This window comes from Lentzea atacamensis, from assembly GCF_003269295.1.
GTDB classification, from domain to species: domain Bacteria; phylum Actinomycetota; class Actinomycetes; order Mycobacteriales; family Pseudonocardiaceae; genus Lentzea; species Lentzea atacamensis.
Genome location: NZ_QLTT01000008.1, coordinates 215,868 through 235,886 on the forward strand (window position 1 = coordinate 215,868; position 20,019 = coordinate 235,886).

Consider the following 20,019-nt stretch of genomic DNA (forward strand, 5'->3'; position numbering starts at 1 on the left):
CGCCGCTGTTTCGTAGACGCTGGAGTCGCTCCACGTCGACGGGTCAGGTTCGGTTGCGTAGCGTCGTCTGCGTGACCCAGAACCTGGCCCGCACGGCGGGCGAACTGCGCGCCGCCGGGCACCTGCCGCGCGGCGTCAAGACCGAGATCAGGGAGAACCTCCTCGCGGCGCTGCGCGAGGGGCGCAACCCGTGGCCCGGCATCGTCGGGTTCGAACGCACGGTGCTCCCGCAGCTGGAACGCGCGCTGCTGGCCGGCCACGACGTCGTCCTGCTCGGTGAGCGCGGTCAGGGCAAGACCCGGCTGTTGCGCACCCTGATCTCGTTGCTGGACGAGTGGACCCCCGTCATCGAGGGCTCTGAGCTGGGCGAACACCCGCTCGACCCGATCACGCCCGAGTCGCGGCGCCGTGCTGCCGAGCTGGGCGACGACCTGCCCGTGGTGTGGCGGCACCGCGACGAGCGTTATGCCGAGAAGCTCGCGACGCCGGACACGTCGGTCGGTGACCTGGTCGGCGACGTCGACCCGGTGAAGGTGGCCGAGGGCCGCTCGCTGGGCGACCCGGAGACGATCCACTACGGCCTGCTCCCGCGTGCCCACCGCGGCATCATCGCCATCAACGAGCTTCCTGACCTGGCCGAACGCATCCAGGTCGCACTGCTGAACGTGATGGAGGAGCGCGACATCCAGGTCCGCGGCTACACGCTGCGCCTGCCGCTGGACGTGCTGCTCGTCGCCACCGCGAACCCCGAGGACTACACGAACCGCGGCCGCATCATCACCCCGCTGAAGGACCGCTTCGGCGCCGAAGTGCGCACGCACTACCCGTTGGACATCGACGCCGAGGTGGACCTGGTCCGCCAGGAAGCCGATCTCGTCGCGGAGGTGGGCGACCACCTGCTGGAGATCATCGCCCGCTTCGTCCGCCACCTGCGCGAGTCGTCGTCCATCGACCAGCGCTCCGGCGTCTCCGCGCGGTTCGCCGTCGCGGCGGCGGAAACCGTTGCGGCGTCGGCACTGCGCCGTTCCGCGCTGATCGGCGAGTCCCCGGCCATCGCCCGCCCGATCGACCTGGAGTCGGTCCCGGACGTGCTGCGCGGCAAGCTGGAGTTCGAGGCGGGGGAGGAGGGCCGCGAGGACGAGGTCCTGGTCCACCTGCTGCGCCGTTCGATCGCCGACACCGCCCGAGCTCGCCTGGCGGGCCTGAACCTGCGCGCGCTGGCCGAGGTCGTCTCCGACGGCCACCCGGTGGCGACCGGCGACCGCGTGCACGCCGGCGACATCCTGGCCGCGCTGCCGGAACTGCCGATCCTGCACGAGGTGGCCGCCCGCCTGGGCGCCGGCCCGAAGGACCCGGTGGGCCGCATCGCCTCGGCCGTGGAGCTGGCCCTGGAGTCGCTGTACCTGACCCGCCATCTGGCGAAGGACACGTCCTCCGACGACGACCGAGCGGTGTACGGATGAAATACCGCTACGGACGCTGGAGCGGCGGCGCCGACCCGCTGGCGCCGCCGGTGGACCTGCGTGCGGCCGTGGACGAGCTCGGCCGCGAGATCATGGAGGGCGCCTCACCTTCCTCGGCCCTGCGCGAGCTGCTGCGGCGCGGTGTCGACGGAACACGCGGGCTGGACGACCTGACCTCGCGCCTGTGGCAGCGTCGCGCGTCGATCCAGCGCCGCCACCGGCTGGACGGCACGCTGTCCGAGGTTCGCCGGTTGCTGGACGAGGCGTTGTCGGCGGAGCGCCGCGCGTTGTTCCCGGACCCGTCCGACGACGCGCGCTTCCGCGAGGCCCAGCTCGACGCGCTGCCGCCCGGAACCGCCGCCGCCGTGCAGGAACTGTCGTCGTACGACTGGCGTTCTCCCGATGCCCGTGCCGCGTTCGAGCAGATCCGCGACCTGCTCGGCCGCGAACTGCTGGACCAGCGCTTCCAGGGCATGAAGGAGGCCCTGTCCAATGTGGACTCCGACGACGTCCGCCGCATCCAGCGCATGTTGCGCGACCTCAACTCGTTGCTGGAGGCCCACGCCGCCGGCTCCCCGGACACGCCGCGCCTGTTCGACGAGTTCATGCGCAAGCACGGCGAGTTCTTCCCGGAGAAGCCCCGCAACGTCGACGAGCTGATCGACGCCCTGGCCGCCCGTTCCGCAGCCGCGCAACGCATGATGAACTCGATGACCGATGCCCAGCGCGCCGAGCTGTCAGCGTTGTCCCAGCAGGCTTTCGGTGGTATTGGCTCCCAGCTGTCCACTCTGGACTCGCTGCTGCAACGGCTGCGTCCGGGCGAGGACTGGACCTCCTCCGCCCGCTTCCGCGGCCAGGACCCGCTGGGCCTGGGCGAAGGCGCGCAGGCGATGTCGGACCTCGCCGAGCTGGACGCGCTCGCTGAACAGCTCTCGCAGTCGTATCCGGGTGCGCGCCTGGAGGACATCGACCTGGAGGCGCTGGAACGCCAGCTGGGCGCGTCGGCCTCGGTCGATGCCCGCCGGCTGGCGGAGCTGGAGAAAGCCCTGCGGCAGCAGAACATCCTGGAGCGCGCGCCGGACGGCTCGTTGCGGCTGACGCCCAAGGCGTTGCGGCGCCTGGGCGAGACCGCTCTGCGCGGCGTGGTCGACCAGCTGCGCTCCTCGCAGGGTTCCCGCGACACGGTGTCCGCCGGTGCCGCGGGCGAGCTGATGGGTTCCACCCGTCCCTGGCAGTTCGGCGACACCGAACCCTGGGACGTGCCGCGAACCCTGCGCAACGCCGTACTGCGCTCCGGCTCGATGTCCTTGGACGTAGTAGATCTGGAGGTTTCGGAGACCGAACACCGCACGCGCGCGGCCGTCGCTCTGTGCGTGGACACCTCCTGGTCGATGGTGCAGGACGGCCGTTGGGTACCGATGAAGCGCACGGCCTTGGCGCTACATCACCTCGTGCGCACCCGTTTCCGCACCGACGCCCTTCAGCTCGTGACGTTCGGGCGCTACGCCGAGGCCGTGGACATCGGTCAGCTGACCGCCCTGGAGGGTGTGTGGGAGCAGGGCACGAACCTGCACCACGCGCTGCTGCTGGCGGGCCGCCATGTCCGCCGTCATCCCGATGCGCAGCCTGTGGTGCTGGTCGTGACCGATGGTGAGCCGACCGCGCACCTGGAGCCTGAGGGTGACGCGGAGTTCAACTATCCGCCGCTGCCTCGGACGTTGACGAAGACGCTGAACGAGGTGGACTCGCTGGCCCGGCTCGGGGCGACGATCTCGGTGTTCAAGCTGGGTGATGACCCGCGGTTGGCCGCGTTCGTCGACATCGTGGCTCGGCGGGGTGGTGGGCGTGTGGTGTCGCCGGATGAGGATGGGCTGGGTGCTGCGGTGGTCAGCGACTACTTGAGGTCTCGGCGGCGCCGCTGACGGTTCGTGCCGCCGCTGAGGCTTGCCGGAGGTGGTGGCGGTTCCACTCGGACGAGTGAAACCTGTCCGGATCCACGCCCGGCACCGTCTGTTGGATGTCACGAAATCATGGTCATCTTTCTCCCGCAGAGAGGTGGAACGCGGGGGCCGGGGAACGGATAGCGATGGTGCCGCTCCACAGGTTCGTCCTCGCCGCGGTGCTGAGCGGCGTGCCGTCGACCGTCCATGCGCTGGCGACCGGCGACGACCCGTTGCGCGCGACCAGGGCCGCCGGTTCGCTGGTGGGTGGCGGTGCCGGCGCGGGTGTGGTGGTCCATCTGGCCGTGTCGGCGTGGTGGGCGTTCGTGCTGACGCGGCTCCGGGTGCGGGGTGTGGTCGGCGGGGCGGTGGCAGGGTTGCTGATCGCGGCCCTGGATCTGGAGGTCATCGGGCGGCGCAACTCACAGATCCGTGCGCTGCCGAAGGTGCCGCAGTGGCTGGACCACGTGGCGTTCGGGGTCCTCGTGGCGGCACGCGGCCCGAGGTGACCGTTCGATCGCTCGGGCGGATGGCCGGCGAGCCTTGGCGGGCGAGTCGGCGCGGGCGGCTCAGGTGCGTGGGTCGGCCAATCTGGATGCACGGCCAGCTTGGGGTGATCGGGTTGGCGAGGATGGGTGGGGCCGGTCGGGCTGGCCGGCAGTCTGGATGTGCGGTCTGGTTGGGGTGATCGGGTCCGCTCGGGTGCGTGGGTCGGTCCGGATCGCGGGTCGGCCCAGGCGCGTGGGGCCGCTCGTGTGCGAGGGCAACTCGGCGCGGGCGGCTCAGGTGCGTGGGTCGGCTCAGGTGCGTGGGTCGGCTCAGGCGTGTGGGTCGGCTCAGGCGTGTGGGTCGGCTCAGGCGTGTGAGTCGGCTCGGGTCGGGTCGGCTTCGCGCGTGGGTCAGACGTCGTAGAGCGCGGCCAACCGCGGCAACCGGCGCCCCATCTCCGCCTCGTCGTCGAACGCGAAGTCCCAGTCCGGGTCGAGCTCCGGATAGCGGATCGTGAAGGCGTCCTCCGGCAGCTTCATGCCGGTGGCGGCGAGGTGTGCGTCCCACGCGATGGAGAGTGCTGCCTCGCACTCGAACTCCAGGCCCGACTCGGCTGCCGACACCACGGCCGGCAGGGTGGCGAGGGTGTCGGGGGATGCCACGGCTGCCGTGAAGACCTCCTCGCCCTGCAGGAGGAGCCAGCCGCGGAAGTAGTCGAAGCCGTCGTCCGAGCAGCCGCCGTTCATCAGGTAGGCGGCTGCCCACAGCGGGTTCCGGTACGAGAGCGCCAGGAGGTCCCACAGGGTTTGCTGGGTCGCGACGATCTGGGCGGGCGGCGCGCCGGCCAGCAGGCGGGTGGCGGCGGTGGCCACGGCGCAGCAGTCGGTGGGGTCGGGGACGGCGGAACGGGCGGCGGCTATCAGGGGCCAGAAGGTTTCCACGTTTCTCAGCGTGGCAGAGCGGTCTGACAATTTTGGGGACTGACGAACGACGTGGGGACGATCTAGGTTGGAAGCATGATCAGGACCTTGTGGCGTTCGCTCGAAGCCGTGCACGCGATGATCTACTTCGCTCCCGAGGCGGACAGCCGGTACGCGGCCGCGGGGCTGGATCGGGCCGGCGGGTACTTCGCTTCACGGGCGGCGGCGCTCGGGGCGGCCGGCGCCGAGGTTGTGATCTCCACGTTCTACAACTTCAACCCCGCGCTGGTCCGGGCGCGGATCCCGCAGGCGTGGGAGACGGTCACGCCCGAGCGGATGCTCGAGATGAGGCTCGAGGCCGCGGACGAGGCGCTCAAGAAGGTGCTGCCGGACGACCTCAAGGAGATCACCGAGCTCGCCAGGAAGGCCGCCGAGCGGGCCAGGGAGATGTTGCACGGGCGGACGTTGTTCGCCGCGCACGCGAGTTTGCCGTGGCCTGAGGAGACCCGTCTGCAGCTGTGGCACGCGCAGACGTTGCTGCGCGAGTTCCGCGGGGACGGGCACCTCGCGGCGTTGCTGCGGCACAACATCACCGGTATCGAGGCGCTCGTGCTGCACGCGGCCGAAGGGGAGATCCCGGCCGAGACGTTGCGGAAGACGCGCGGGTGGTCCGAGGAGCAGTGGGCGGAGACGGTCGAGGATCTGCGGAAGCGTGGCCTGGTCAACGACGAGCAGCTGCTGTCGGAGGCCGGGCGCGAGCTGCGGCAGAGCATCGAGGACGAGACCGACCGCATGAACGCGCCCGCCTACGACGTGTTGTCGGAGCAGGAGAAGCGGCGTTATGTGGAGCTGGCCGGGCCGTTGAGCAAGGCCGTCGTCGAAGCGGGGATGGTGCCTGGCCGGCGTTGAGTGAGGTCGTAGTCGGCCGGGTTGAACGAACGGATGCGGCGCATCATGCGGATGGTCGACCACGGCCACATCGTCGAGTTCCGGCCGTTGGCGTCGAGGTAGTACGAGGTGCAGCCACCGGTGTTGTAGACAGTGCGCTGCAACGCCACCTGCACCGACGAGTTGAACGCCGCCTGCACCGACGGGCGCACGTCGGCGACGGGCCAGTCGCGATCACGCAACGCGGTCAACGCCGAGGCGATGTAGCGCAGCTGGGTCTCGATGATCGTGAACGCCGACGAGTGCCCGGTGCCGAGATTGGGACCCAGCAACAGGAACAGGTTCGGGAACCCGTGCACGGACGTCCCCAGGTACGCCTGCGGGCTGCCGCGCCAGACCGAGGCCAGCGAGGCCCCGCCGGCCCGCACGCGAGACGCGATCGGCGGGTCGCTGAAGTGGAAACCCGTGCCGAAGATGATCGTGTCGACCTTGTGCTCCACACCGTCCGCGCCGATGATCCCGTCCGCGGTGAAGCCCTGAACGGCGTGCGGCACAACGGACACGTTCGGCTGCGCCAGCGCGGGGTAGTAGGTGTCCGACATCAGCAACCGCTTGCACCCCAGCACGAAGTCGGGGGTGAGCACGGAACGCAGAGCGCGATCCCGGATCGCTCGCCGCAGGTGCAGCAACCCGAGCCGCTGCACCACCTTCATCACCGCCGGGTGCCGGAACCCGAAGCTGAACAGCTCCAGGAACCCGAACACGACCGACCGCGGCAGCTTCAGCGACGGCTTCGGCAACACCCAGGGAGCCGTGCGCTGGAACAGGAACAGCTGATCGACGCGTGGCTGGATCTCCGGCACGAACTGCACCGCCGACGCGCCCGTGCCGACCACCGCGACCCGGCTCCCGGAGAAGTCGCGCCACCGCGCGGAGTGGAACACCTCGCCCTGGAACACCGACGCGTCCAGGGGGATCTTCGGCTCGTGCCACGGCCCGGTGGCCGACACCAGCACACGCGCGGAGATGACTCCTGAGGTCGTGGTGACCTGCCAGCGCGACCCGTCCCAGACCGCGTCCAGCATCTCCGTGTCGTACTGCGGCTCAATCCCGAAGGACGCAGCCGTCTCGCGCAGATAAGCCAGGATCTCCGGCTGTCCCGAGAACGCCGCGCTCCACCGCCGTGGCGCGAACGAGTACGAGTACAGCGCCGACGGGATGTCGCACGCGCACCCCGGATAGACGTTGTCCCGCCACGTCCCGCCCAGGGACGACGCCTTCTCGATCACGTGCGCGTCGAATCCCAGTTCGCGCAGCCTGATGGCCGCACCGATGCCCGCTGGTCCCGCTCCGATGACGAGTACGTCCACAGATACCGACGGTATTTCGATTCCAATGGCATGTCAACGTATGCTCCCAGGCATGGCACGGTTGACCCGCGCGGAGAGCCAGGCGCGCACCAGGACGTTGCTGAGCGGGACGGCCCAGAAGCTGTTCCTGCGCGACGGCTACCACGCCACGTCGCTCGAGAAGGTCGCCGACACGGCCGGCTTCTCCAAGGGCGCGGTGTACTCGAACTTCGGCAGCAAGGACGAGCTCTGCCTGGTGGTCCTCGACGCCCTCTACGCCGAGCGCATCACGCGGATCGCCGAGGTCTTCACGACCGGCACCACCATCGAAGAACGCCTCCAGGCCTTCGAGGCCTACGCCGAGACCATGATCGGCGACGCGCCGCGCACGCGGTTCGAGGTCGAGTTCGCCCTGCAGGCGCGCAAGGACCCCGAGCTGCGCCAGGAGCTCGCGCGGCGTGCCAACTCGGTCGTGGACGCGCTGAGGGGCCTCATCGACCACCAGGCCGAGGAGCTCGGCCTGCGGCCCGTGCTGCCCACCGAGAACGTCGCCCGCGCGCTGCTCAGCCTCGGCGTCGGGCTGGGCGTGCAGCGGTTCGTCGACGGTGAGCCCTCGATCAGCGTGCTCACCGACACCATGCGGGTGCTACTCGGTGTCCATCTCCCGATGCGTTGAGGCCAGCGCCTTCTCGGTCGGCTCGTCCTTGCCGACCTCGCGCCTTCCGGGATGCAGCAGGGAGAAGTGCGACTCCTCGCGCATCCGCTCGACCATGTGCGGGTAGTGCAGCTCGAACGCCGGGCGCTCCGACCGGATCCGCGGCAGCTCCTTGAAGTTGTGCCGCGGCGGTGGAGACGTGGTCGCCCACTCCAGCGAGTTGCCGTAGCCCCACGGGTCGTCCTGCGGTGCCGGATCGCCGTAGCGGTAGGACTTGAAGACGTTGTAGACGAACGGCAGCACGGAGGCGCCGAGCAGGAATGAGCCGATCGTGGAGATGGTGTTCAGCGTCGTGAAGCCGTCCGACTCCAGATAGTCGGCGTAGCGGCGCGGCATGCCCTCGTTGCCCAGCCAGTGCTGGACGAGGAACGTGCCGTGGAAGCCGAAGAACGTGGTCCAGAAGTGCAGCTTGCCCAGCGGCTCGTTGAGCATGCGGCCCGTCATCTTCGGGAACCAGAAGTAGATGCCGGCGTAGGTCGCGAACACGATCGTGCCGAACAGCACGTAGTGGAAGTGCGCCACCACGAAGTACGTGTCCGACACGTGGAAGTCGACCGGCGGTGACGCCAGCAGGATGCCGGTCAGGCCGCCGAAGAGGAACGTGATCAGGAAGCCGACGCTGAACAGCATCGGCGTCTCGAACGTCAGCTGTCCCTTCCACATCGTGCCGATCCAGTTGAAGAACTTGATCCCGGTCGGCACGGCGATGAGGAACGTCATCAGTGCGAAGAACGGCAGCAGGATCGCGCCCGTGGCGTACATGTGGTGCGCCCACACTGCCACGGACAGCATCGCGATCGCCAGCGTCGCGAACACCAGTCCTTTGTAGCCGAACAGCGGTTTGCGGCTGAACACCGGGAAGATCTCCGTCACGATCCCGAAGAACGGCAACGCGACGATGTACACCTCGGGGTGGCCGAAGAACCAGAACAGGTGCTGCCACAGGATCACGCCGCCGTTGGCCGGGTCGAACACGTGCGCCCCGAGGTGCCGGTCCGCCGCGAGGCCCATGAGCGCCGCGGTCAGGATCGGGAAGGCCAGCAGGATCAGCACGGACGTCACCAGGATGTTCCAGGTGAAGATCGGCATCCGGAACATCGTCATGCCCGGCGCCCGCAGCGTCACGACCGTCGTCGTCATGTTGACCGCGCCGAGGATCGTGCCCAGACCGGACACCGCGAGGCCCATGATCCACAGGTCCGCGCCGACACCTGGCGAGTGCACCGCGGAGGACAGCGGTGTGTAGGCGAACCAGCCGAAGTCGGCCGCGCCACCCGGCGTCACGAACCCGGCGACGACGGTGATGCCGCCGAACAGGTACAGCCAGTAGGAGAAGGCGTTGAGGCGGGGGAACGCGACGTCCGGCGAGCCGATCTGCAGCGGCAGGATGAAGTTCGCGAACCCGAACAGGATCGGCGTCGCGTAGAGCAACAGCATGATCGTGCCGTGCATGGTGAACAGCTGGTTGAACTGCTCGTTCGACAGGTACTGCAGACCCGGCCGCGCCAGCTCGCCGCGCATCAGCAGCGCCATCACGCCGCCGATCATGAAGAACGCGAACGACGTGGTCAGGTACATGATCCCGATCTGCTTGGGATCTGTCGTCTTGAACAGCGAGAGGAAGTACGACCCCTTCGGCCGTGCGCGCGCAGCCCCGGGATGAGGTACCACCGGCGTTGGCTTGATCGTGGTCATCTCGCCTCCTCGCGTGCCAGGAGCATCGTCCTCCCGGTCAGACGCCGGGGCAATCCATGACCAGCGCCGCCGAGGTCACCGGCACCACCGGAGCACCCGCCGAGATGCCGCTGACCTGCACGTAGTAGGCGCCAGGAGGCAATCCGCCGAATTTGATCGTCATGGTCTCGGAGATCGCCGGGCTGCGTGATTCGACCTGTTTGCCGTTCTCGTCGAGCAGCGCGACCTTCAACGCCCGGCGCGTGGTGTCCTTCAGCTCGATGACGACGTCCAGGTCCTCGCCGGTCATGACCAGGTCGGGCACGATGACCTGCGGTTCCGTGTTCGTGACGTTCCTGGGGACGATCTCCTTCGCGGTCAGGAACGACTCGACGGCGTCCAGGACGGCGGCGTTGTCCTGCAGGGACGTGTGCTGCTCTGTGACCCGGTGCAGCGTGTTCGACGACAACGCGAGTCCACGGCGCGCGGCCCCGACCATCGGCACCGTCGCGTCGCCGTACAGCTCCTCGCCCTCGTACGTGCGGTAGCAGGTCACCCCGCCGTCGGCGATGCGCGCGGTCGTGGCGGTCGGCTGCTTGCCACCGAGGATCGCGTAGGTCCGGTCGGCGAACGAGTCGTTCAACGCGCCGTGGAACGCCATCGCGTCCTCGACCATCTTCGTGTCCAGCTCGGGCAACGTCGTCTCGGTCGTCTTGACCAGGCCGGACGGGCTCTCGATGCACGCGTACTCGGGCAGCAGCTGGTGCAGCGACGGCATCGACCTCGCGAACTCGGTCAGGTCGATCGCGAGCGGCCCGAGTCCTTTGCGGACGCCGTTGACCAGCTGGTCCAGCGCTGCCGCCGCACCGCGGAACGGCGTGCCCATGGTGATCAGCTTGTCGGTGCGCTCGGCCATTCCGCACTGCTCGACGCACCACCGCGCGACGAGGCCGCCCATGGAGTGGCACACGAAGCTGACTTTGGCGTCCGGGCCGAGCTTGTCCAGCGCCTCGTCGACGCGCTTGGCCAGCAGCGCGCCGTTGTAGCGGTTGGACAGGCGCCAGTCGTAGGCGAAGAGCAGCAGGTTGCCCTTCTCGACGGTGTAGCCGAGCGAGTTCAGCCGGCGAGTCACCCGGTCGTAGCCCTTCAGGGGCGTCCAGATGCCGGGGATGATGTGCAGGTCCGACATCAGCGCCACGGGTTCGATGCCGTCACCGGGGTGCTCGTCCCCGATGCCCGGCGGCAGCTTGAGCCGCTGCAGGCTGCGGCCGAGGGTCAGCACGGCGCGCAGGGCGGCCTTGCCGGACACCTCCCAGACCATGCCGTCGGGACCCCTGAGCGTGCTGCCGAGAATGCCGGGCAGGACGACGACCAGATCGCTCATCTAAGACTCCGCTCCCTGAGATCCTTCGGCGAGCTTGCGGATGAGGGTGAGCAGCGTGAGGTTCGCCGGCACCAGGTAGGTCAGCTCGTGGATCCACGCCAGGCGCTGCCCAGCCGCGGGCAACGCGAGCCGCACGTCACCGGCCCTCGCCCTGGCGACCACCTTGTACAGCGCGGCCAGCGGGTGCGGCTCCAGCGCCGTCACGGCCTGGGAGAGCGCCTGCGGGGACGCCCCCGCCGCCAGGCCGCGCAGGATCTCCGCGGTGCGGTCGGGGTTCTCCAGCGCGTCCAGCACGAGGTCGAGCACGTCCGAGTCCTCGTCGGCCAGCAGCAGCAACGCGTGCACCGGCCGGTTGTCCCGGACGTTCTTCAGGACTTCCTTGTCCAGCAGCTCTTCCCGGCGCGTCGCCAGCAGCTCGCGGCGGCGGGCGGGCGCGGCGTCGACGAACTCGTCCGCGAGGCTCGCCAGCAGCCACGGCCGGTAGGCGTGCACCACGCCCTGCTGCTGGGCGGCCGCGCGGCGCGACTGGATGTTCTGGGCCTCGATCAGGCTCGTCCCGTACAGCACCTCGGTGATCGCCACGTCGGCGTCGGTCGACAGCAGCTCAGGGTGGTCGACCAGGACAGCGCGCTCCTCGACGTACGAGCGGGCGAACACCCACTTGCGCGCGGTCTTCAGCAACGTCCGGTCCACCGTCAGCCAGTCCGGTGTGGTGTCCCACGGCCAGGGGCGGCCGGAGTCGTAGTGGCGGCGGGCGATGTCGTGCACGTCGTGGATCGCCTGCCGGGACTGCCCGACGTGCGTGAGCGCCTGGCAGAGCCACCTGCCCGCCGCCGGGTCACCGGGTGACGTCGCCGCGGCCCGCAGCATCAGCAGGGTCGCCAGGTGGGGCCCGGTGAAGTGAGCGGTCACCCGTTCCCACGTCTCGTCGACGATCTCGGGCTGGCCGAGGCCGGCGCAGATCGTGTCGAGCGTGAACAGCGCGGCCGCCAGCGTCGACAACCGGTGCGAGTGCTCCTGCAGCAGGCACACCTCGACCGCTCTCAGCCCGGTCACGAGCGCGTCCGCGGGCTTGCCCGCGTCCCGCTGCCGCCGCATCAGGTTGTGCAGCGCCAGGCCGTGGATCCGCAGGCCGTCCGCGAGGTCCGCCGCCTGCCGCGCGGTGTCGAGCGCCTCGGCCCTGCGGCTGACCATGCTGTAGGCGACGCTCAGGCTCAGCGCCGCGTCCGCGAGCTGCGGGCGGAACGCGGCGTGCCGGCCGAGCGCGCCGCTGATGTCCGCGGCCTGCTGCGTGGTGCGGGCGGCCTCGGCCAGCCTGCCGAGCGTGAGGTGGTCGCGGCTCAGCTCGACGAGTGCGCTGACCAGGTGCGCGAGGAACACGGGGTTCGTCTGCGCGAGGGCGTAGTACAGCTCGACGGCCTGCTTGGAGCGTTGCATCGCCTCGTAGCGCCGGCCGGTTTCGCTGCACCGCGCCGCAAGGCACGTCATCGCGCGGGCGAGCGGAGCGTCGGAGTCGACCGCGGCCACCGCGTCCCTCGCCGTGGACAGCGCCTCGTGCCTGCGCCCCAGCATCGCGTAGACCTCGCTCAGGTCCACCAGCGCGCCGCTCAAGTGCGCCGCGTACGTCGGGTTGTCGGCGCCATGCGTGGTCGTCTTCGCGATGCGTTGCGCGAGTCGCTTGTGTGTGAGGGTCTCCGCTGTCGTCGGTGTCGACGCGACCAGCTCCCGGTACCGCACCACGGCTTCCTCCGCGGGCGCCACCGCTTGCTGGAGCCGTCCGGCCTCGCGGAACCGCTGACCGAGCCGGTTGAGCACGAAAGCCAGGTCCGCCAGGTACATCCGGGTGGTCGGCACGAGCGTGCGGAAGTGGTCGGCGGCCTCCTCCAGCGGTGGGATGGCCTCGTCGCCGCGGCCCCAGTGCGTGAGCTCGCCGGCCGCCGTCGTCGCCGCGAGTGCGATGTCCGGCAACAGCATCCGGTTCAGCATCGCCAGCTCGCGCAGACCGTCCAGCGCACGGGTGCCCGCGTGCCCGCAGTGCCGCCACGCGTACTTCCACAGGTAGCCCGGCACGTCGGGCGGCACCCCGGCGTCGATCCGCTGCCGGTACAGCTCGATCAGCGCGCACGCCACCTTCTCCGCGTCCGGCGCGAACACCGCTTCCCTGCTCGGCGCGAACGGCGGCCGCAGGTGGTCGGCGAACGTCTGGTGCGTCAGCTTGAAGACCGCCGTGCCCTCCTCACCGTCCTGCACGACGTGACGGCCCAGTTCGGTGAGCACGGCGGTGATCTCGTCCCGCCCGAACTCCGTACCGGACAACGCCTTCGCGACCGCGATCCACTCGGTCTCGGGGAAGCCCGCGCCGTAGCTCCACGTCAACGCCGTCAGCAACGCACGTGCGGAAGGCACCTTCGCGAGCTCACGGTCGAACGCCGCGTCCAGCGAGAGCTTCAAGTCGGCGTTGAACTGCCCCCTGGCGTCGGCCAGCACCTGGTCGGTGATCATCCACGCGGTCAGGAACGGCAGCTTCGCCAGTTCGTCCACAGTGGACTGCGGTGCGTCCGGGCCGAGCCGCGCGAGCACGTACTCGCGGACGTCTGTCTCGCTGCCGGCCTCGTCGAGGTTCAGCACCTCGACCGGCGACAGCTCGGTGAGCAGCGGTGCACCACCGGCCACCCGGTGGGCCTGCCGGGTCGAGACGATCACGACGGCGCAGCTCGCGAGCTTGGTCAGCAGCGAGGTGGCGATCGAGAACGACTCACCGCGCGCCTCGTCCAGGCCGTCGACCACCAGCACCGGCGGCGTGGTGAGCGTGCTGACCACGCCGACCAGTTCGGCGGCACCCCGGCGCGGCCCTTCCGGCTCGGGAATCAGGCCCGCGCCCACGAGCTGGCGGCTGAGCAGGTCGGCGACGCGGTCGGCGTCCATCGCGCGGGCGTGCACGGCCGCGTGCACCGAGTCAGGGCCGGGGTCGGCGTGCCGGAACGGCGGTCCCGCGGTCAGCAGCAGGTCCCGTTCGGCCGAGTTGGACAGGCTCACGACCCGGCCGACGACAGCGGACTTGCCGGTACCGGGCGAGCCGGTGACGACCCGCAGGCCGGGGACCCCCGACTTCACCCAGCCCACCACGCGGTCGACCTGGGCGGTGCGGCCGGTGAACCACGACCGGTTGTCCGCCGAGTCGCCACCACGAGCGGCCAGCAACAGGTGCTTCACGACGGTGTTCGCGGCGTAGAGGGGGTTCGGCAGCATCGGCTGAGCGGAGCCGTACTGCATGAAGCGCGGCCGTTGGACGTCGCTGTCCCACGCGTTCAGCAGCGCCGTCCCGACCGCGCCACCGTCGACCAACGCGGTGCGGTCGCTCCAGCGCCGTGCGTCCTCATCGGCCGTGGGGCCGGTACGCAGCAGCTTGCGCAGCTTGCCGCCGAACAGGCCGTCACGGGCTGTCTCGATGCTCGAACACGACACCAGCACGCCCGCCCAGTGCACCTGGCCCGCGAGCAGTTCCTCCTGGACGGCCGCGATCGTGCGGACGGCCTCGTCGAGCTGGGCACCGGAATAGCAGGCGTCGACGATGATGAGCACCTGGTGCGCGCCCGAGGCGGCACACCACAGCGCGAACTCGTGCAGCATGATGCCGTCGACGGCGCCGTCGTTGTCCCTGGCGAGGAGCCGGAGGTTGCCCGCGACCGGGACGGCGTGCCCGCTCCACAACGCCACGAGCGCGCCACCGTCCTGCGGCTGCTGGCGCAACGCCTTCATGTGCGCGCGGATGTCGGCCTCTGCCGGGTCGGCCAGCGGTTCGCCCTCGTACCCCTTGAGCAGGGCGTGCAGTTCCCGCACGTCGCTCACGGCGTGCTGCAGCGGCTGCACCAGCTCGTAGGAGCCGACGCCGATGCCGACGAACCTGCCTCTGACCCTTTCCCGCATGCGTCACAACCCCCTGCCCGGACGTCGTTTCCCGGCAGCGGGCGTTACTCCGTTAACTCACTCGGTCGAATCACGCTCCGTAGTCGGAGGTGACGGTAGTTCGACGTTGGTGTTCTTCTCCAGGAACCTCAGAAGCTCCACCGGGAACGGCAGCACGAGCGTCGAGTTCTTCTCCGCGGCCACCTCCACGATGGTCTGCAGGAGCCGCAGCTGCAGCGCGCCCGGCGTCGCCTCCATGGTTCCCGCCGCCTCGGAGAGCTTCTTGGACGCCTGCAGCTCGCCGTCCGCGGTGATGATGCGGGCGCGGCGTTCGCGTTCGGCCTCCGCCTGTCGCGACATCGAGCGCTTCATGCTCTCCGGCAGCGCCACGTCCTTGATCTCGACCCGGTCGATGTCGATGCCCCACTGCAGCGCGGGCGTGTCGATCATCAGCTCCAGGCCCTGGTTGAGGCGCTCGCGGTTGGACAGCAGGTCGTCCAGCTCGCTCTTGCCGATGATCGACCGCAGCGACGTCTGTGCCACCTGCAGCATCGCGAACCGGTAGTCCTCGACGTTGATGATGGCCTTCGCCGGGTCCTGCACCTTGAAGTACACGACGGCGTCCACGCGCACGGTGACGTTGTCGCGCGTGATGCCGTCCTGCGCCGGCACGGGCAGGGTGACGATCTGCATGTTGACCTTCCGCAGCGTGTCCACGCCCGGAACGATGACCGTCAGCCCCGGCCCGCGCACGGCCTGCTGCAGCTTGCCGAACCGGAACACGAGGCCCTGTTCGAACTGTTTGATCACTCGGGCGCTCATCGCGAGACCGAGGCCCGCGAAGGCGACCACTCCGCCGAGGATTTCCACGACCATGAGACCCCGCCCTTCACCGGCGAATTCCCTTGATCCCACGGTACCTCTCAATTGCAGCTCAGCACCGGGTTCGCCCAGTCCGCGTGGTCCCAGGCGTTGCCGTCACCCCCGTCTGCGATGCGGAACGTCAGCACCGTTGCTCCACTCGTGTCCACGGTGAGCGGGAGCGCCGCGCTCTGCCCGGTCAGGGTGGGGCTCAGGTAGGCCCGCTGACCGTCTTTCAGGACCTCGAACTGGACGCTGCCGCTGCCGTTCGTCTCGTCGTCGACGCCGATCGTGGCGGTCAGCGTCGTGCACTTCCCGCCCGTGTAGACCTGGAACTCGGACTCGGCGTGCGCGCCGACGCCCCTGTCGAACTTCGCTCCCCGGATGCTGATCGGGTTGCCGTCGCCACCGGCGTTCTCGCCGTTGCTGCGGTCGCGTTCGAGCGGGCCCCAGCCGTTGCGCTCGCCGAGGAACTCCAGCGCGGACACCGGGGCCTCTCCCTGCGGCGGGCGCGGCGTGGCGGTGAAGTCCTTCGTCAGGGTCGTGGTCGCCTTGCCCGTGCCGACCTCGACGAACACCGGCCGCGTACCGGTTTCCCCGCCGTCACGCTCGATCGTCACCTTCGCGGAGCCGCCCGTGAGGTCGACGGTCCCGGGGGAGACCGACCAGTGTTCGGGCGCGGTCAGCCTGGCCGTGGTGGTTCCGGGGCACGGACTCGTGACGACCAGCTCGGCCTCCACCTGCTCACCCGGCTCCAGCGCGGTGTCGGTGGCTTTCAGCTCGACGGCGGGCGCGCAGTCGACCCTGTTGCCGAGCTTGCCCGTCGCTGCCTCCTGCGGCGTGAGCGGACGCAGCAGCACGGAGTACGCGTACTCGTTGCCCGCCTCTACCTGGTACTGCGGCAACGGCTCGTGGAACGTCTCGCTGACACCTGAGACGCGGTGGGCCGCGTGCAGGGTCGTCCAGCCGTCGTTCTTCTTGAGCGCGAACGGGTACGGCGCGCGGTCCAGGTCGTCGTACCGCGACACCCGCACGTCGAGGTCACCCGCGACGAGCAGGCCCGCGCGGCCGTCGGACAGCGTCGCCCAGCGCGTGTCCGCGTGGTTGCCGAAGTCCTGCGGCTTGTAGTAGTCGTTGAACTCACGGTCCACAGTGGACTGGTAGACGCCGACCGGGTTGCCTGCCTTGCGGTCGTCGTAGTTCTCGCCGGGCCCGCGGCCGTACCAGGTGAACCTGCCGAAGCTGTCCGGCACCTTGAGCGTGAAGCCGATGCCGGGCAGGTACGCCAGGTCGCGCATCCTGTCCTTCGCCGCGACCCGGTGGCCGACGTGGATCTCGCCGTCGCCGGTGATCCGGTAGGTGAAGGTCTGGCCGAACGACGCGTTCTGCACCGCCTGTGCGGTCGACTTGGCCGTGATGATGGTGTCGGGGCCGTTCTGCGTGACGGTGACGCTCGACGGCGTGGTCCTGAGCCGGTCGAGGCCGTTGTGGTACCAGGAGTTGTCCTCGCTCATGAACTCGTTGGACAGCGAGGCACGCCAGGCGTCCAGTTCCGGGCCGGTCCTCAGCAGTTCGGTGCCGCGCACGCGCATCGACGTGAGCGTGCCGGACCTCTTGCTGACGACGTAGCGGAAGTCCTTGCCGGACACCACGATCTCGGTGTCGTTCTGGGTGGTCGTGAGCTTGCCGCCGGAGCCGGGGGCGTGCAGGCCGGCGATCTGCGCGCCGCCCACCGGGAACTGGGCGATGCCGACGTCGTTCCCCCGCTTGTCGGTCGCGCGAACGGTCAGCCGGCGTTCGGTCTGCGCCTTGAAGTCCGGCAACGTGATCGTGCCCGGCTGGAGCCGGCCGCGGTGCTGGGCGATCGTGCGGCCGTTGTCCTGCACCTGCCAGCGCAGTTCGAGATCGTCGGTGCCGGTGAACTGGCGCTCGCTGGCGATGGTGAGTTTGTTGCCCTGGAAGGAGAAGCGGATGGGGAAGTGGACGGCCATCAGCTCGGTGGTCTCCGGCTGCGGCCTGCGGTCGGCCCACACCACGCCATCGACGCCGCCGGTGCCCGCGCCGTAGGACTCCTTGCGGCCCCTGTCCTCCAGCTTCTCGAAGTCGAGTGCCAGGACGGCGGTCTTCTTCGGGTCCTGCGCGAGCTCGGCGTCGGTCAGGGCGCGGTGGTAGACGCGGACCTGGTCGATCACGCCGTGCGCCATGCGGGTCTGGACGTTCTCCTGCATGGTCTCGGCGTTGCGGCCGATGTTGACCGGCCAGTGCGACCAGTCGATGGTGCCGGTGTGGTTCGTGGTCGCGACCTCCTTGCCGTCGATCAGCAGCCGCAACCTGGTGCCGTCGAACGTGCCCGTGACGCGGTGCCAGTTGTCGTAGAAGTCGGCGGGAACCCGGGCCTCGACCGTGCGCCAGGTGCCGCTGTGGATGAAGAACTGCAGCGTGGTCCGGTTCGCCATCTTCAGCGCGTACTGGTGGTCGCCCTTCGAGATCACGGTGAAGTCACCGGTCCACGCGGCGGGCTTGACCTGGGCGTCGAGCGTGAGGCCGGTGCTGACCTCGTCGAGCCTGCGGTCGCGGTAGACCTCCACGAAGTCGTCGAGTCCGCTGAGCCGCAACGCTTTGCCGTGCGGTCCGTCCACCTGCGACGGTTTGCCGGACAGCCACGTCATGATGCCGTTGGCGTCGTCGGGTGTGGTGTAGAGGGGCAGCGCGATGTTCTGCTCGGCCCAGTCCCAGATGAAGCCGCCCTGCACCTGCGGGTAGGCGCGCACGACGTCCCAGAACTCCTTGAAGTTGCCGAGACTGTTGCCCATCGCGTGCGCGTACTCGCCCATGATGATCGGCTTGGTCGTCGTCCTCGCCTTGGCTTCGAGACTCGCGGGCGAGGGGTAGCGCGGGCCGGCGACGTCCGCGAACGGCGCGTCGCCGTCCGGCACGTTCGGCTGGTGGTAGAGCGGGCGGGTGTCGTTCTTCCGCGCGTACTCGGCCATCGTGTAGTGCGCCTTGCCGAGGCCCGCCTCGTTGCCGGTGTCCCACATGATCACGCTGGGGTGGTTCTTGTCGCGCTGAATCATCGCGACGAACCGGTCCTGGAAAGCGTCCTGCCACTCCGGGCGCTCGGCGAGGCAGTTGTTCGGGCAGCCGTCGTGGTGGTGGGTCTCGACGTCGACCTCGTCGGCGATCATCAGGCCGTTGCGGTCGGCCAGCTCGTAGAAGTACGGGTCGCTCGGGTAGTGCGACGTGCGGACCGCGTTGATGTTGAACCGCTTCATCAGCTCGACGTCTTTTTCCTGGTCAGCGCGGGTGACGTAGCGGCTGCCGTGCGCCGACGTCTCGGCCCGGTTGGTGCCGCGGAACAGCACGCGCTTACCGTTGATCTTGAGCTGCTTGTCGATGATTTCGATCTTGCGGAACCCGACGGGCTGCCTGCCGGTCTGGACGACCTTGCCTCCGTGCAGGAGCTCGATCCGGAGCTCGTAGACGTTCGGGGTCTCGTCGGTCCACTTCAGCGGGTTGCTCACCTTGCCGTCCTGCACGGGCACCTCGCGGCCCTGCGGGTCGAAGAGCCTGGTGCGGACGGTGTGGCCCTCCTGCGGGCCGCCGATCTTGACGTCGGCGGTGAGCGCGGCGTCGCGGTACCGGGCGTCCAGGTCGGTCTTGATCGTGACGTCCGCGAGGTAGGTCCTGGGCGTCGAGTAGAGCCAGACCTCGCGGAAGATGCCGGAGAACCGCCACTGGTCGAAGTCCTCCAGGTGGGAGCCGGAGCCCCAGCGGTGGACCTGGACCCGCAGCGTGTTGCGGCCGGCCTTCAGCCTGCTCGTGATGTCGAACTCGGCGGGCGTGTAGCCGCCCTGGTCGTAGCCGACGTACGCGCCGTTGACCCAGACGAAGTATCCGCTGGTCACGCCCTCGAACCTCACGAGCGTGCGGTCCCAGTCCGCCGGCAGGCCGAAAGTCTTCTCGTAGACACCGGTGGGGTTGACGTCGCGGGGGATCGCCGGCGGGTTGTCCGGGTACATCTCGGTGGGGATGTTGCGGAACATCGGATGGTCGAGGAAGTCGGTCTGCCACGTGTGCGGCACCCGGACCGTGCGCCAGCCGTCCGGCGTCTCTCTGACGTCCTCGGGCTTGTCGAACATCCGGAGGCGCCACTCGCCGTTGAGGCTCAGGCGCCGTTCGGGCTTCAGGTCGGGGTGCGGAGGCTCCTGGTTCTCCCCTGTCATCCTCGGGTTCTCCAGGTACGCCAACGCGTCGAGCGGTTCGGCTTGCGCGGTTGCGGGGGAGAGTGAGAGCGCTACCACCGTGGCTACGACGACACGAAGCATGCCCCTGGACGCTAGGGAGGTGATGACAACGTCGTCAACGAATGTCCGATCTTTCTGTCCGGGTCCGTTCGGGGTGGTCGTCCCAACAGCCGGAAAGTGCACTCC

Annotated in this window: 12 protein-coding genes; 5 read left to right on the forward strand and 7 right to left on the reverse strand. The window is 69.4% G+C overall.

The genetic code is table 11. From position 1 onward, the window contains the following. Positions 1-71: 71 nt before the first annotated feature. The 3 genes from C8D87_RS32165 (at position 72) to C8D87_RS32175 (ending at position 3,912) form a co-directional block, all read left to right on the forward strand. The gene (locus C8D87_RS32165) at positions 72-1,463 is read left to right on the forward strand and encodes a sigma 54-interacting transcriptional regulator (protein ID WP_112229496.1); all 1,392 of its coding nucleotides are present in this window, start codon (positions 72-74) and stop codon (positions 1,461-1,463) included. After that, positions 1,460-3,385 carry a vWA domain-containing protein gene (locus tag C8D87_RS32170; RefSeq protein ID WP_112229497.1) on the forward strand — a complete coding sequence of 642 codons (1,926 nt, stop codon included), beginning with the start codon at positions 1,460-1,462 and terminating at the stop codon, positions 3,383-3,385. Before C8D87_RS32165 ends, C8D87_RS32170 begins: the two co-directional genes overlap by 4 nt. 164 nt (positions 3,386-3,549) lie before the next feature. Further along, positions 3,550-3,912, forward strand: a complete 363-nt coding sequence (locus tag C8D87_RS32175) for a hypothetical protein (protein WP_112229498.1) — start codon at positions 3,550-3,552, stop codon at positions 3,910-3,912. Positions 3,913-4,302: 390 nt separating this feature from the next. Here the strand turns inward: C8D87_RS32175 and C8D87_RS32180 are convergent, their stop codons facing one another. Continuing rightward, positions 4,303-4,833, reverse strand: a complete 531-nt coding sequence (locus C8D87_RS32180; RefSeq protein WP_211337619.1) for a DUF4240 domain-containing protein — start codon at positions 4,831-4,833, stop codon at positions 4,303-4,305. Positions 4,834-4,908: 75 nt separating this feature from the next. On the opposite strand from C8D87_RS32180, the gene C8D87_RS32185 reads away from it, so the two are divergent. Further along, complete coding sequence (locus C8D87_RS32185) at positions 4,909-5,721, forward strand: SCO6745 family protein (RefSeq protein WP_112229499.1); 813 nt, start codon at positions 4,909-4,911, stop codon at positions 5,719-5,721. Here C8D87_RS32185 and C8D87_RS32190 read toward each other — a convergent pair. Further along, complete coding sequence (locus C8D87_RS32190) at positions 5,652-7,070, reverse strand: flavin-containing monooxygenase (protein WP_233442396.1); 1,419 nt, start codon at positions 7,068-7,070, stop codon at positions 5,652-5,654. The two genes, C8D87_RS32185 and C8D87_RS32190, sit on opposite strands and share 70 nt — an antisense overlap. A 52-nt stretch (positions 7,071-7,122) precedes the next feature. Between C8D87_RS32190 and C8D87_RS32195 the strand changes: the two genes are divergently transcribed. Next, positions 7,123-7,725 (forward strand): TetR/AcrR family transcriptional regulator, encoded by a 603-nt coding sequence (locus C8D87_RS32195; RefSeq protein WP_112229501.1) that lies wholly within the window; start codon positions 7,123-7,125, stop codon positions 7,723-7,725. Here the strand turns inward: C8D87_RS32195 and ctaD are convergent. The 5 genes from ctaD to C8D87_RS32220 are packed head-to-tail and all read right to left on the reverse strand — an operon-like array spanning position 7,696 to position 19,914. After that, positions 7,696-9,459 carry an aa3-type cytochrome oxidase subunit I gene (gene ctaD / locus C8D87_RS32200; protein WP_109640271.1) on the reverse strand — a complete coding sequence of 588 codons (1,764 nt, stop codon included), beginning with the start codon at positions 9,457-9,459 and terminating at the stop codon, positions 7,696-7,698. The two genes, C8D87_RS32195 and ctaD, sit on opposite strands and share 30 nt — an antisense overlap. Positions 9,460-9,496: 37 nt before the next feature. Then, positions 9,497-10,822 (reverse strand): esterase/lipase family protein, encoded by a 1,326-nt coding sequence (locus tag C8D87_RS32205; RefSeq protein ID WP_112229502.1) that lies wholly within the window; start codon positions 10,820-10,822, stop codon positions 9,497-9,499. After that, complete coding sequence (locus C8D87_RS32210; protein ID WP_112229503.1) at positions 10,823-14,749, reverse strand: AAA family ATPase; 3,927 nt, start codon at positions 14,747-14,749, stop codon at positions 10,823-10,825. Positions 14,750-14,806: 57 nt separating this feature from the next. Beyond that, complete coding sequence (locus tag C8D87_RS32215; protein ID WP_112229504.1) at positions 14,807-15,604, reverse strand: slipin family protein; 798 nt, start codon at positions 15,602-15,604, stop codon at positions 14,807-14,809. A gap of 47 nt (positions 15,605-15,651) precedes the next feature. Beyond that, positions 15,652-19,914, reverse strand: coding sequence for a glycoside hydrolase family 2 TIM barrel-domain containing protein (locus tag C8D87_RS32220; protein WP_112229505.1), 4,263 nt, complete (start codon positions 19,912-19,914; stop codon positions 15,652-15,654). Positions 19,915-20,019: the final 105 nt, after the last annotated feature.

Coding starts and splice junctions, on each gene's coding strand:
- C8D87_RS32185 (WP_112229499.1), top strand. CDS start 4,909: ATGATCAGGACCTTGTGGCGTTCGCTCGAAGCCGTGCACGCGATGATC.
- C8D87_RS32205 (WP_112229502.1), bottom strand. CDS start 10,822: ATGAGCGATCTGGTCGTCGTCCTGCCCGGCATTCTCGGCAGCACGCTC.
- C8D87_RS32210 (WP_112229503.1), bottom strand. CDS start 14,749: ATGCGGGAAAGGGTCAGAGGCAGGTTCGTCGGCATCGGCGTCGGCTCC.
- C8D87_RS32195 (WP_112229501.1), top strand. CDS start 7,123: ATGGCACGGTTGACCCGCGCGGAGAGCCAGGCGCGCACCAGGACGTTG.
- C8D87_RS32215 (WP_112229504.1), bottom strand. CDS start 15,604: ATGGTCGTGGAAATCCTCGGCGGAGTGGTCGCCTTCGCGGGCCTCGGT.
- ctaD (WP_109640271.1), bottom strand. CDS start 9,459: ATGACCACGATCAAGCCAACGCCGGTGGTACCTCATCCCGGGGCTGCG.
- C8D87_RS32170 (WP_112229497.1), top strand. CDS start 1,460: ATGAAATACCGCTACGGACGCTGGAGCGGCGGCGCCGACCCGCTGGCG.
- C8D87_RS32220 (WP_112229505.1), bottom strand. CDS start 19,914: ATGCTTCGTGTCGTCGTAGCCACGGTGGTAGCGCTCTCACTCTCCCCC.
- C8D87_RS32175 (WP_112229498.1), top strand. CDS start 3,550: ATGGTGCCGCTCCACAGGTTCGTCCTCGCCGCGGTGCTGAGCGGCGTG.